Here is a 12662-nt window from a genome sequence, read left to right as displayed (position 1 = left end):
GCCGCGGCCGGGCCGGGGGGTTCCCCGGCCGGCCCGCGGCCGGCGTCATGGTGCGGAGGGCCTCAGCTGGCCGCGCGCAGGTTCGCCTCGACCCAGGCGACCACGTCTCGGGTGGGCGTGCCCGGGGTGAAGATGTCCGCGACGCCCAGCGCCTTGAGCTCGGCGATGTCGTCGTCCGGGATGATCCCGCCGCAGAAGACCTTGATGTCCTCCGCGTCGCGCTCCTTCAGCAGCTCGATCACGCGGGCGCAGAGCGTCATGTGGGCGCCGGAGAGGATCGACAGGCCGATGCCGTCCGCGTCCTCCTGGATCGCGGTGTCGACGACCTGCTCGGGCGTCTGGTGGAGACCGGTGTAGATGACCTCCATGCCGGCGTCCCGCAGGGCGCGCGCGATCACCTTCGCGCCGCGGTCGTGACCGTCCAGCCCCGGCTTGGCGACCACCACACGGATCGGCCCTGACACACCCATCACTGCCTCCTGGACCTCGTTGTCCATCACCCCACCGGACCTCGTCGGGTGCGGGCGCGGTTAACCACCGATAACCAACCTGAGGGGAGGGTAGCGCCACCCGGCCCCCACGGCCGATCCGCCCCTCAAGAGGAGGGGAAAATCACAGCTTCGCCCCGTTGCTCCTCCTACCCCGGGCCCGGGGTTCCAGTCGCCCGCGCGGCGGACGTTCCGGCCACTGAGCATCCGTCATTGCCTCTTGACATCCGGACTTTTGTCCGGATGTGGCAGGGGCGGCTACAGTCTCGGCTGTTTTCCCCTCGCCCGATGACGTGCCCGAGGCCCCCCGAGGAGGCAGCCACCCATGGCTCCCGATGCAGGCGCCCGCCCGACCCGCGCGGAGCTGCGCATGGCCGCCCGCGAGCAGTCGCGCGCGCAGCGGCGCGGCGCGGCCAAGGCCGCGACCCGGACGGCCCTGCTGCGGGTCGCCCTGCCCTCGATGGCCGCGCTCGGGGTGGCCACGGCCGCCGCGGTGACCGTCCAGGGCGAGGCCGACGAGCAGCGCGCCCAGGCCGCCCGGATCCCGCAGCAGACCGCCGCCGAGGCCCCGGGCGCCGCCCAGGACGGAGCGCAGCAGGCCGCGGCCCGGCAGGCGGTCGAGCGGACCGCCGGCGACACGGCCTCCCGCGGCGACGCCCGTCCGGTGCTCTCCGGGGCCGAGGCCCCGGCAGGGGCGGACGGGACGACCGCCGTCGCGGCCGACGGGACCACCGCCGTCGCCGCGGACGGGACGACGGCCGTCGACCAGGCACCGGCCGCCGAGGCGCCGAAGCCGCCGGAGGCCCCCACGGTCGTCCTGCCGGTGGCCCAGCGCGGGATCGGCGAGACCTTCGGCGAGGCGGGCACCCACTGGGCGGCCCGGCACACCGGCATCGACTTCCCGGTGGACGGCGGCACCGAGGTGCGGGCGGTCATGGACGGCACGATCCGTACGCAGTGGAACTCGGCGTACGGCTACATGACGATACTCAAGATGGCCGACGGCACCGAGGCCTGGTACTGCCACCTGCGCTCGTACAAGGTGCGCAAGGGCACCGTGAAGGCGGGCGACGTGATCGCCTTCGTCGGCAGCAGCGGCAACAGCACCGGGCCACACCTGCACTTCGAGATCCGCCCGGACGGCGGCAAGCCGATCAACCCGCTGCCCTGGCTGCTGGAGCGCGGCGTCGACCCGCGCTGACACCGGGCCGCCGACGACGGACGGCCCCGCGGAGCCCCCGGTGGGGGCAGCGCGGGGCCGTCGCCCGTCCTAAGGGCCTTCTAGAGCTTCTCCACCGGCGCGTAGCGCAGCAGCAGCTGCTTGCGGCCCTCCGTGCCGAAGTCCACCGTGGCCTGCGCCTTGTCGCCGACCCCGGCCGTGGCGACCACCGTGCCCAGGCCGAAGGTGTCGTGGGTGACCCGGTCGCCGACCGCCAGCGCGACCACCTCGCGCTCGGTGGCCCGCCGCGCCGACTGCCCCCAGCCCGCCTTGGGCGAGGCCGCCGCACCGCCGCGGCCCGTCCCGGAGAAGCCCGAGGCGCCCGAGGAACGTGAGCCGCCCGCCGAGCCCGTCCGCGAGGACGGGGAGCCGAAGCGCGAGCCCGGCATCGCCGCCGCGCCGGTGCGCTTCCACTCCACCAGCGCGTCCGGGATCTCCTCCAGGAACCGCGAGGCCGGGTTGTACGAGGGCTGCCCCCAGGCGCTGCGCAGCACCGAGCGGGTCAGGTAGAGCCGCTCGCGCGCCCGGGTGAGGCCGACGTAGGCGAGCCGGCGCTCCTCCTCCAGCTCCTTGGCCTGGTTGAGCGCCCGCATGTGCGGGAAGACGCCGTCCTCCATGCCGGTCAGGAAGACCACCGGGAACTCCAGGCCCTTGGCGGTGTGCAGGGTCATCATCGTGATGACGCCCTGCCCCTCCTCGTCCTCGTCCGGGATCTGGTCGGAGTCGGCGACCAGCGCGACCCGCTCCAGGAAGTCGGCCAGCGAGCCGACCGGCGGGGTGCCCTCCTCCTCGGCGTCGGGGCGCTCGCCCGGGTCCTGCTCGTACTCCAGGGCGACCGAGGCCAGCTCCTGGAGGTTCTCCACCCGGGTCTCGTCCTGCGGGTCGGTGGAGGACTGCAGCTCGGCGAGGTAGCCGGTCTCCTCCAGCACCGCCTCCAGCACCGCGGCCGGGCCGGCCCCGGACTCGACGACCTGGCGCAGCCCGGCCAGCAGCGCGTTGAACTTCTTCACCGCGTTCGCCGAGCGGGCCGCCATGCCGTACGCCTCGTCGACCCGCAGCAGCGCCTGGGCGAAGGAGATCCGCTCGCGCGAGGCCAGCGCGTCGATCATCGCCTCGGCGCGCTCGCCGATGCCGCGCTTGGGGACGTTGAGGATGCGGCGCAGCGGGACGGTGTCCTCCGGGTTGGAGAGCACCCGCAGGTAGGCCAGGACGTCCTTGACCTCCTTGCGCTCGTAGAAGCGCACCCCGCCGACCACCTTGTACGGCAGGCCGACCCGGATGAACACCTCCTCGAACACCCGGGACTGCGCGTTGGTCCGGTAGAAGATCGCGACGTCGCCGGGCTTCGCCTCGCCCTTGTCGGTGAGCCGGTCGATCTCGTCGGCGATGAACTGGGCCTCGCCGTGCTCGTCGTCGGCGACGTAGCCGATGACCTTCTCGCCGTGGTCGCCGGCCGTCCAGAGCTTCTTCTCGCGCCGGTTGGCGTTGCGCTCGATGACGGCGTTGGCGGCGCTCAGGATCGTCTGGGTGGAGCGGTAGTTCTGCTCCAGCAGGATGGTCCGGGCGTCCGGGTAGTCCTCCTCGAACTGGAGGATGTTGCGGATGGTCGCGCCGCGGAAGGCGTAGATCGACTGGTCGGCGTCACCGACCACGCACAGCTCGGCGGGCGGCACCTCTACGAGGTGGGCCGCCGCCGGGTTGACCAGGTCGCCGTCCACCGTGCGCCGCGGGGCGGCGGCGACCGCGCCGCCGCTGAGCTCGCGCACCAGCATGTACTGGGCGTGGTTGGTGTCCTGGTACTCGTCGACCAGGATGTGCCGGAAGCGGCGCCGGTAGTGCCCGGCGACGTCCGGGAACGCCTGGAGCAGGTTGACGGTGGTCATGATGATGTCGTCGAAGTCCAGCGCGTTGGCCTCGCGCAGCCGCCGCTGGTAGAGGAAGTACGCCTCGGCGAGCTTCTTCTCCATCGGGTTGGCGGCCTGGTCGGCGTAGGTCTCCTCGTCGATCAGCTCGTTCTTGAGGTTGCTGATCTTCGCGGTGAAGGACTTCGGCGGGAACTGCTTGGGGTCCAGGTCGAGGTCCCGGCAGACCAGGGCCATCAGCCGCTGGGAGTCCGCCGCGTCGTAGATCGAGAAGCTGGACGTGAAGCCGAGCACCTTGGACTCGCGGCGCAGGATCCGCACGCAGGCGCTGTGGAAGGTGGAGACCCACATCGCCCGGGCACGCGGCCCGACCAGCTGCTCGACGCGCTCGCGCATCTCGCCGGCGGCCTTGTTGGTGAAGGTGATCGCCAGGATCTCGCCCGGCTGCACGCCGCGCGCGCCCAGCAGGTGGGCGATCCGGTGGGTGAGCACCCGGGTCTTGCCGGAGCCGGCGCCGGCCACGATCAGCAGCGGCGAGCCGGCGTGCAGCACGGCCTCGCGCTGCGGCTCGTTCATGCCCTCCAGCAGCTGGGCGGGGTCGATCACCGGGCGGGCGGCGCCGTTGCGGTACCAGGCGTCGCGCTCGGTCTCGGCGGCGCCCCCCGGCTCGCTGAAGGCCGTGGTCCGGAAGAGCCCCTCCGGGATCGCCTCCTCGTAGGCGTCGTACGGGAGGTCGTCCTCGTACGGCGGGGGCTCCTCGTCGATGGGCGCGGCGGCGGGCTGCTGCTTCGACCCGGCGGCGGGCGCCTCGAAACCGGGGAGCGGGAGGTCGTCAAAGAGGCTACTCATGGCACATCGAGTCTATGGCCCGGCACCGACAACCCGGCGCGGACCGAACAGAACCGGCCCGTCCGGACGGCGCGGATCCGCTCCGCCGCCCGGCCGGGGCACGACCGGGAACGCCGCGGGCCCGCCCGGTGTCCGGACGGGCCCGCGGCGAAGCGGCACGGCGATGAAGCGGCGCGGCGATGAAGCGGCGCGGCGGCGCGGCGGCGCTCAGACCAGCCGGCGGGCCGTCGCCCAGCGGGTCAGCTCGTGCCGGTTGCTCAGCTGGAGCTTGCGCAGCACCGCCGAGACGTGGCTCTCCACGGTCTTCACCGAGATGAACAGCTGCTTGGCGATCTCCTTGTACGCGTAGCCGCGGGCGATCAGCCGCAGCACCTCGCGCTCGCGCTGGGTGAGCCGGTCGAGGTCCTCGTCCACCGGCGGGGTGTCGGTGGCGGCGAAGGCGTCCAGCACGAAGCCGGCCAGCCGCGGCGAGAACACCGCGTCGCCGTCGGAGATCCGGAAGATCGCGTCGACCAGGTCGGTCCCGGTGATGGTCTTGGTGACGTAGCCGCGGGCACCGCCGCGGATCACGCCGATCACGTCCTCGGCCGCGTCCGAGACGGAGAGCGCGAGGAACTTCACCCCCCGCCCGCCCGCCGGGTCGGCGGCGCCGCGCGCCGCGCCGCCCTCGCCCATCAGCCCGGCCGAGCGGCGCAGCACCTCCACGCCGCCGCCGCCGGGCAGGTGGACGTCCAGCAGGACCACGTCCGGCCGGGTCTCGGCGACCACCCGTACCGCCGACTCGACGTCGTCGGCCTCGCCGACCACGTCGATGCCGGTCACCTCGGTGCGCCCGATCTCCGCCCGGACGCCGGTGCGGAACATCCGGTGGTCGTCCACCAGCACGACCCGCGCGATCCGTCCCGGGCCCTCGGCCGCGGGGCCCCCCGTCGGCGCTGCCTCAGTCATCCGTTCTCTCCATCTCCAGCTCGACCTCGGTACCGCTGCCCGGCGCGGGCCGCACCCGTGCGGTGCCGCCGTTGCGCTTCATCCGGCCGATGATCGACTCGCGTACGCCCATCCGGTCCTCGGGCACCGTGTCGGGGTCGAAGCCGGGGCCGTGGTCGCGTACGAACACCGACACCGTCCTCCCCTCGACCTCCGCGTAGACCTGGACCGGTCCCCCGCCACCGTACTTGGCCGCGTTGACCATCGCCTCCCTCGCGGCCTGCATCTGCGCCGCGATCCGCTCGTCCATCGGGCAGTCGCCGACCACGACCAGCTCGACCGGCACCCCGTGGCGGTCCTCGACCTCGGCGACGACCTCGCGCAGGCTCTCCGCCATGGTGTCCGGAGCGGCCTCGGCGGCGGCCTCCGGGCGGTACAGCCACAGCCGCAGCTCGCGCTCCTGGGCGCGGGCCAGGCGCAGCACCTCCTTGGGGTCCTCGGCGCGGCGCTGGATCAGGGTCAGGGTGTGCAGCACCGAGTCGTGGACGTGCGCGGCGATCTCGGCGCGCTCCTGGGCGCGGATGCGGGCGGTGCGCTCGGCACCGAGGTCCTGCCACATCCGCAGCGCGTACGGGCCGACCAGCACCAGCACACCGACCAGCACGGCCAGCGAGGCCTCGATCACCGCGCCTATGGTGGAGCCGTTGCCCTGCAGGGCGAGGAAGGCGATGGTGCCGGCCACCACCAGCAGCACGCCGGCGCCGACCCGGGTGTAGGCGCCGCGCCGCTTCTCGCCCTCCTCCAGGCCGAACCAGCGCTGCCAGCGGGAGTCGTCGGCCTGCCGCCAGACCAGCGCGACACCGACGCCGATGGCCAGCAGCGGCCAGGTGTACGGCTTGGCGGTCTGCACGTTGAGCGCGTTGAGCAGCGCGATCAGGCCGATCGCCAGCATCACCAGGGCGGCGAGCTGGCCGAGGCCGCCCTGGTCGCGTCCGCCGCCGGGGCGGGTGGCCGGCTCGTCGCCGCGGGCGGCCGGGTCGGCGGTCCGGGCGGCCTCCACCGCCGCGACCGGCTCGCCCTGGAAGGTCTGCTGGAGCAGCTCCCGCAGCCGGCCGAGCCGGCCGCGCCGGGTCTTGCTCAGCTCGGCGGTGGCCCCGGCCGCCTGCCAGGAGCCGGCGGGGACGAAGGCCCCGTTGACGTACACCCAGTGCGCGCCGCCGCGCTGCGCGGGCTCGCCGATGCCGATCGGCACCACGAACCAGAACGCCGCGTAGAGCAGCACGCCGATGCCGTTGGCGAAGAACAGCAGCACGAAGGCGATCCGCACCCAGCTGACCGGCAGCCCGAGGTGCACCGCGAGGCCGTGCGCGACCCCGCCGAGCATCCGGCCCTGGGGGCTCCGGTACAGCCGGCGGTAGGGCGGGCGGGCGTCGGCCGGCGCGCTCGGGTCGGAGCCCGCCGCCGACGGGGTGTCAGGGGCGAGTGGACGGGGATCGGTACCGGGTGCTGCCACGTCACCGATCGTTCCACGCGGGCGGGCCCGGGCGCATCAGGGTGGGTCCCCTAGCCGTCTCAGGGACAAGTCAGGGTCCGGGCAGGGCCACCGCCGGTTGGGCGGGCGCCCGGGAACCACCAAGATGAAGGGCATGACCGAAGACCACCGCCTCGTCGAGGAGGCCGCGACCGACGCGCCGCCCGGACCGGACCGCCCGCCGCTGACCCGGAGCGAGAACCACCGCGTGGTGGCCGGGGTCTGCGGCGGGCTGGGCCGGCACCTGGACATCGACCCGGTGGTCTTCCGGGTGGTGACCGCGGTGCTCTGCCTCTCCGGCGGTCTCGGCCTGTTCCTGTACGGGCTGGCCTGGCTGGTGGTGCCCACCGATCCCGTTCCGGACGGCCGGGGGGCCGCCCGGGGCGGGCGCACCGAGCTGCAGCGGGTGCTCACCGGCCGGGTGGACGGCCAGTCGGTCGGCGCGGTGCTGCTGACCGTGATCGGCACCGGGGTGTTCTTCTCCTCGATGGGCGACGGCGACCAGCTGTTCCCGCTGCTGCTGCTCGCGGCCCTGGTCTTCCTCGCGGTCCGCTACGACCCCGAGCACCGCCGCCACGGCCGGCTGCGCGGTCGCCGTCGCGGCCGGCGCCACCACCCCGGCGGCCCGTACGACCGCTGGTTCCCGGAGGCCGAGGACGGCCTGGGCGGCCCGGACGGCTGGGCGGCCGGCACCGGGGACGAGGCGGCCCGCGAGCGGCACGCCCGGGAGCGGGAGGCCGGCACGGTCCCGGCCGACACCCCGCACGCCGGCCCGTCCGGCTACCTGTGGGACCCGCGGCACCCCGAGCGCAACCCGTACGGCGCGGCCACCCCGCCGCCCGGCGCCCCGACGCGGCCGTGGTGGCAGCGCAGCGACCTGCCGGAGGGCGACCCGCTGCGCAAGAGCGAGCCGGCCGGGCCGCAGCGGCCCGGCCCGGCGATGGTGGTGCACCGGCGCAAGCATTCCTTCCTCGGCCCCCTGGGGCTGCTGCTGGCGGTGTGCACGGCCGGGCTGGTCTGGTCGGGCTCGGCCGTGAAGTCCACCGACGCCGCGGTGACCACGATGCTGGCGAGCGCGCTGCTGGTGGTCGGGCTGGCCCTGGTGGTGGGCGCCCGCTGGGGCCGGGCGCGGGGGCTGACGCTGGTGGCGCTGCTGCTGACGGTCTCGCTCTCGGTGGTCGGCGACTCACCGGCCTCGATGCAGAACGCCTTCGGCGAGCGGAACTGGAGCGCCGTCTCGGCCGCGGACCTCCAGGACAAGTACGTCCTCGGCGTGGGTGAGGGCACCCTCGACCTGAGCCGGCTGGATCCGGCCGGCGGCACGCTGCACACCGAGGTGGAGATCGGCATCGGCGAGCTGAAGGTGCTGCTGCCGCCCGACGTCACGGTGAACCTGACCACCCGCAACCTGCTCGGCGACGTCAAGGTCGCCGACATGAAGGCGGACAGCGGCCACGTCAGCCGCACGTACCAGCTCAACCCTCTGAACGGGCAGGCGCCCAAGGGCACGCTCGACCTCAAGCTGACGGTCGGGCTCGGCGAGATCAAGGTGGTCCAGCAGTGAGGAAGCACCGGCTCGACCCGTTCTCGCTGATCGCGGGTCTGTTGTTCACCGTGATCGCGGTGCTCTACCTGGTGGCCGCGCAGAACGACCTCTCGGTCAACGGGCGGATCGTGCTGCCGGTGACCTTCATCGTGCTCGGCGTCGGCGGCCTGGTCGGGGCGGTCACGGCGGTGGCCCGCCGCAGCCGCCCCGGCGGGCGGGACCAGACCCCGTCCTGACGGCGGGCGGGCCGGGCGCCGGGGGCGCGGCGCCCGCCGGCCGTCAGGCCTGCAGCGGGCCGAGGTTGAGCTTGTCGCCGTCCTTGGTGACGCCGTACTTCGGCAGCGGCTTGGTGGCCGGGCCGGTGATCACCGCGCCGGTGGCGGCGTCGAACTTCGAGCCGTGGCACGGGCAGTACATCTGGCCGTTCTTCGGCGCGTCGACGGCGCAGCCGGAGTGGGTGCAGACCGCCGAGAAGGCGCAGTACTGGCCGGCCTTCGGCTGGACGATGTAGACGGCGTCGCCGCTGGCCGGGTCCTTGACCTGGGCGGAGCCGCCGACCGGCACCTGGGCGGCCGGCACCGAGACCGCGGGGGCCTTGCCGTCCGGCGCCTTGCCGTCCGTGGCCTTCTGGTCCGGCGCCGCGGAGGGCTTGGCGGGGAGCCGGTCCCGGCCGAAGGTGGCGGTCAGCGAGCCGGTGAGCAGTCCGGCGCCGCCGATCGCCACGGCCGCGATCCCGCCGTCCAGCAGCGCCCGGCGTCCGGTCTGCTCCTCGCCGAGCCCCCGCGCGCGCTCGCGCCCGGACCGCCGGGCCAGGTAGCCGTCCACCGAGAGGTACGGGGTGCCGGCGAGCAGCAACGGGGTCCAGGCCATCAGGTAGACCAGGTCGTTGCCGAGGTAGTACGGCGAGACGTTCCAGCTCACGGTGAGCCAGAGGCTGAGGCTGAGCAGGGCGCCGCCGGCGGCCGCGACCCGGCCCCAGAGGCCGGCCAGGGTGCCGAGGCCCACGGCCAGCTCGCCGAAGGCGATGGCCAGCGCGAACGGGGTCGGGTGGGCCAGCGCCTGGTCGAGCAGGAAGCCGATCGGGCTGTGCGCCTTGACGGCCTGGGTCTGCGAGACGAAGGACGCCGGGTCGCCGGCGCCGGCCAGGTAGTGCTCGTCGGAGAGCTTGTCGAGCGCGGCGTAGACGAAGGTCACGCCGAGGAAGAGCCGCAGCGGCAGCAGCGCGAGGCGTGAGGCGTCCGCCTTGAGCCGGGCGACGCGCGCGGCCGCCCCGCCCCGCTCGCCGGCCGTGTCCCCGTCCGGGCCCCTGTCCGTGTCCCTGCTGGCCCCGGCCCCGCTGGCCTCCGACATGCCTCACACCTTCCCCTCGCGGCCCGTCGCCCTCTGACAGGTCCGGCACGCATTCTGCACGTTCGTGAGCACTTTCGGTGGGAAGCCTCCCACCCGGTGGGCACCCGGGCACCGTAACGGCCGCGCCGTCGCCCCCGTTGGTACGGGAACGACGGCGCGGCCGTTCAACGCCGGTCCTCAGGACCGGTCGTGGGCGATCACTCCCACTCGATGGTGCCCGGGGGCTTGCTGGTGACGTCGACCACGACGCGGTTGACGTCCCGCACCTCGTTGGTGATCCGGGTGGAGATCCGGGCCAGCACGTCGTACGGCAGGCGCGACCAGTCGGCCGTCATCGCGTCCTCGGAGGACACCGGGCGCAGCACGATCGGGTGGCCGTAGGTGCGGCCGTCGCCCTGGACGCCGACGCTGCGGACGTCCGCCAGCAGCACGACCGGGCACTGCCAGATCTCGCGGTCCAGGCCGGCCGCGGTGAGCTCCTCGCGGGCGATGGCGTCCGCGTCGCGGAGCAGGTCCAGGCGCTCCTTGGTGACCTCGCCGACGATCCGGATGCCCAGGCCCGGGCCGGGGAACGGCTGGCGCTGGACGATCTCCTCCGGCAGGCCGAGCTCCTGGCCGACCATCCGGACCTCGTCCTTGAACAGCTTGCGCAGCGGCTCGACCAGCGCGAACTGGAGGTCCTCCGGCAGGCCGCCGACGTTGTGGTGGGACTTGATGTTGGCGGTGCCGGTGCCGCCGCCGGACTCCACCACGTCCGGGTACAGGGTGCCCTGGACCAGGAAGTCCACGGACTCGCCGTGCTCGCCGGCCTCGGCCACGATCTCGGCCTGCGCCTGCTCGAAGACCCGGATGAACTCCCGGCCGATGATCTTGCGCTTCTCCTCGGGGTCGGTGACCCCGGCGAGCGCGGTGAGGAAGCGCTCCTGCGCGTCCACGACCTTGAGCCGGACGCCGGTGGCGGCGACGAAGTCCTTCTCGACCTGCTCGGTCTCGCCCTTGCGCATCAGACCGTGGTCGACGTACACGCAGGTGAGCCGGTCACCGATGGCGCGGTTGACCAGCGCGGCCGCGACCGCGGAGTCCACGCCGCCGGAGAGGCCGCAGATGGCGCGCTTGTCGCCGACCTGGGCGCGGATCAGCGCGACCTGCTCGTCCACCACGTTGTGGGTGGTCCAGTTCGGGGCGATGCCGGCGCCGCGGTAGAGGAAGTGCTCCAGGATCTGCTGCCCGTGGTCCGAGTGCAGGACCTCCGGGTGGTACTGGACGCCGTAGAGGCGGGCCTCGTCGTTCTCGAAGGCCGCGACCGGCACCACGTCGGTGGAGGCGGTGACGGTGAAGCCCTCGGGGGCGGCGGAGCAGGCGTCGCCGTGCGACATCCACACCGAGTGGCGGTCCGGCACGCCCTCGAACAGGGTGGAGCCGGAGCGGGTGACGGTCAGCGGGGTGCGGCCGTACTCGCGGGCACCGGAGTTGTCGACCGTACCGCCGAGCGTCTTGGCCATCAGCTGGAAGCCGTAGCACATGCCGAAGACCGGCACCCCGGCCTCGAACAGCGCACGGTCGAGCTGCGGCGCGCCCTCCTCGTACACCGACGACGGACCGCCGGAGAGGATGATCGCCTTCGGGTTCTTGGCGAGCATCTCGGCGACCGGCATGGAGCTCGGCACGATCTCGCTGTAGACCCGCGCCTCACGCACCCGTCGGGCGATGAGCTGGGCGTACTGGGCACCGAAGTCGACCACCAGGACGGTGTCGTTCTCAGGTACGGACTGGACGGGAATAGCAGAGGACACGGACGGCCTTCCGGCAGCGGTATCGAACTGTGCCGCGCACCGCGCGTCCACGTGGGGCGGCGACGGGTGACGGGCGGGGGTCTACAGCCGAGTCTACCGGGCGGCCCGCTTTCACTCGTCTGCCCGCCCGCCGGGCCGTGACCGGACGGGCGGCCGGTTCGTTGCTCCTGACGACCGTACGGACGCGCCGCACCCGCCAGGTGCGCCGCCCGAACCCCGGCAGGGGCGGCGCCGTACGGACTCGCAGGACCACGCGTGGAGCTCATCACCCAGTCCACCGGCGCGCGTGGCGCACCCGCGGTACCGGCCCGGCCGGCGGCGGTGCGCCGTGGGACCGCGCGCGGGTGACGCGGCCGGCCAGCAGGGGACAGCGACCCCGGCCGCGACTGGACCGAGGAGGTGGGACGGCCGGCGCCCGGGGACGCCCGGGGGCCGGCCGCCGCACCCCGGCGCACACCCCCTGACGTCCCACGCCGCTACGCGCGTCCCCGTGCGCTCCGGCAAGACCAACTACTCACCGTGATCATCGGCGCGGCTCCCCACCGCCGCGCGCCGGGCCCGCGCCGGGTGCGCGGCCGGACGCCCCGGTCGGTCCCGTCCGAAAATGGACTGTGCCGAAGTGTGCCGAATCGGTTGCAGAGCAAGGCCTTCGTCCAGCACGATGCTGGTGGAGGGGGTTCCCCGGCGGCCGAAGGGCCGTCGACGGAAGCACGTTCGGTTGCCGCCGAGACCTGCGGTGGCAATGATTTTCACCTCACGCTCCGTGAGCGAAGCCCTGGCGCGAGCATGCGCGCCGGCCCGCCCACCCCGCGTGCCGGTGCGCCGCACCACCCGGTCACCCATGCCGGCGCCGCGCACCCCACAGAGCCATTCGACGAGACGGCGCTCCTCCCCCGGCGCCGTCGCCCCAGCACCGGCGCAGCCCTGACGCCGATGCTGAGCGACAAAGGGCCCCGTTCCCCCGCGGGGCCCTTTGCCCTGTTCGGCGAGGGTGTCGCCCTGCCCGCCCGGCACCGCCGCCGGGACGCCGCCGCAGAGCGCCGGGCGGCGGCCCGACCGCCCGGGGCGCCCCGCCCGCCCCCCCCACGGGCGGCGGG

Annotated in this window: 9 protein-coding genes; 3 read left to right on the top strand and 6 right to left on the bottom strand. The window is 74.1% G+C overall.

The window, feature by feature from the left end; genetic code table 11:
* Positions 1–62: 62 nt before the first annotated feature.
* On the bottom strand, positions 63–470 hold the full coding sequence (locus tag ACWEQL_RS36250) for a cobalamin B12-binding domain-containing protein (RefSeq protein WP_452154771.1): 408 nt from the start codon (positions 468–470) through the stop codon (positions 63–65).
* Between the two features lie 343 nt (positions 471–813).
* On the opposite strand from ACWEQL_RS36250, the gene ACWEQL_RS36245 reads away from it, so the two are divergent.
* Complete coding sequence (locus ACWEQL_RS36245) at positions 814–1689, top strand: M23 family metallopeptidase (protein ID WP_452154769.1); 876 nt, start codon at positions 814–816, stop codon at positions 1687–1689.
* Positions 1690–1769: 80 nt separating this feature from the next.
* Here ACWEQL_RS36245 and pcrA read toward each other — a convergent pair whose 3' ends face one another.
* From pcrA to ACWEQL_RS36230, 3 genes are all read right to left on the bottom strand, one after another.
* Entirely contained in the window at positions 1770–4418 is a 2649-nt protein-coding gene (gene pcrA, locus ACWEQL_RS36240) for a DNA helicase PcrA (RefSeq protein ID WP_452154767.1), read from the bottom strand.
* Positions 4419–4625: 207 nt separating this feature from the next.
* Positions 4626–5366, bottom strand: coding sequence for a LuxR C-terminal-related transcriptional regulator (locus tag ACWEQL_RS36235; protein ID WP_452154765.1), 741 nt, complete (start codon positions 5364–5366; stop codon positions 4626–4628).
* Positions 5359–6858 carry a PspC domain-containing protein gene (locus ACWEQL_RS36230; RefSeq protein ID WP_452154763.1) on the bottom strand — a complete coding sequence of 500 codons (1500 nt, stop codon included), beginning with the start codon at positions 6856–6858 and terminating at the stop codon, positions 5359–5361. The genes ACWEQL_RS36235 and ACWEQL_RS36230 overlap by 8 nt, the downstream gene beginning before the upstream one ends.
* A gap of 133 nt (positions 6859–6991) precedes the next feature.
* Here ACWEQL_RS36230 and ACWEQL_RS36225 point away from each other — a divergent pair, with 133 nt between their 5' ends.
* Positions 6992–8440: a PspC domain-containing protein gene (locus ACWEQL_RS36225; RefSeq protein WP_452154761.1), complete on the top strand. Its 1449-nt coding sequence runs from the start codon at positions 6992–6994 to the stop codon at positions 8438–8440.
* On the top strand, positions 8437–8658 hold the full coding sequence (locus ACWEQL_RS36220; protein ID WP_452154759.1) for a hypothetical protein: 222 nt from the start codon (positions 8437–8439) through the stop codon (positions 8656–8658). The genes ACWEQL_RS36225 and ACWEQL_RS36220 overlap by 4 nt, the downstream gene beginning before the upstream one ends.
* A gap of 43 nt (positions 8659–8701) precedes the next feature.
* On the opposite strand, the gene ACWEQL_RS36215 is transcribed toward ACWEQL_RS36220, so the two are convergent.
* Together ACWEQL_RS36215 and guaA are read right to left on the bottom strand one after the other, a co-directional pair.
* Positions 8702–9772 carry a Rieske 2Fe-2S domain-containing protein gene (locus tag ACWEQL_RS36215; protein ID WP_452154757.1) on the bottom strand — a complete coding sequence of 357 codons (1071 nt, stop codon included), beginning with the start codon at positions 9770–9772 and terminating at the stop codon, positions 8702–8704.
* Positions 9773–9969: 197 nt separating this feature from the next.
* On the bottom strand, positions 9970–11553 hold the full coding sequence (guaA, locus tag ACWEQL_RS36210) for a glutamine-hydrolyzing GMP synthase (protein WP_452154773.1): 1584 nt from the start codon (positions 11551–11553) through the stop codon (positions 9970–9972).
* Positions 11554–12662: the final 1109 nt, after the last annotated feature.

This window comes from Kitasatospora sp. NPDC004240 (assembly GCF_053603215.1).
The sequence above is the reverse complement of the archived record's forward strand: the minus strand, read 5'-3'. Positions and strand labels throughout refer to the sequence as shown.

Bases quoted from the DNA above. Each gene is read 5' to 3' on its own strand.
- ACWEQL_RS36250 (WP_452154771.1), bottom strand. From the start codon at position 470: ATGGGTGTGTCAGGGCCGATCCGTGTGGTGGTCGCCAAGCCGGGGCTG.
- ACWEQL_RS36245 (WP_452154769.1), top strand. From the start codon at position 814: ATGGCTCCCGATGCAGGCGCCCGCCCGACCCGCGCGGAGCTGCGCATG.
- pcrA (WP_452154767.1), bottom strand. From the start codon at position 4,418: ATGAGTAGCCTCTTTGACGACCTCCCGCTCCCCGGTTTCGAGGCGCCC.
- ACWEQL_RS36235 (WP_452154765.1), bottom strand. From the start codon at position 5,366: ATGACTGAGGCAGCGCCGACGGGGGGCCCCGCGGCCGAGGGCCCGGGA.
- ACWEQL_RS36225 (WP_452154761.1), top strand. From the start codon at position 6,992: ATGACCGAAGACCACCGCCTCGTCGAGGAGGCCGCGACCGACGCGCCG.
- ACWEQL_RS36215 (WP_452154757.1), bottom strand. From the start codon at position 9,772: ATGTCGGAGGCCAGCGGGGCCGGGGCCAGCAGGGACACGGACAGGGGC.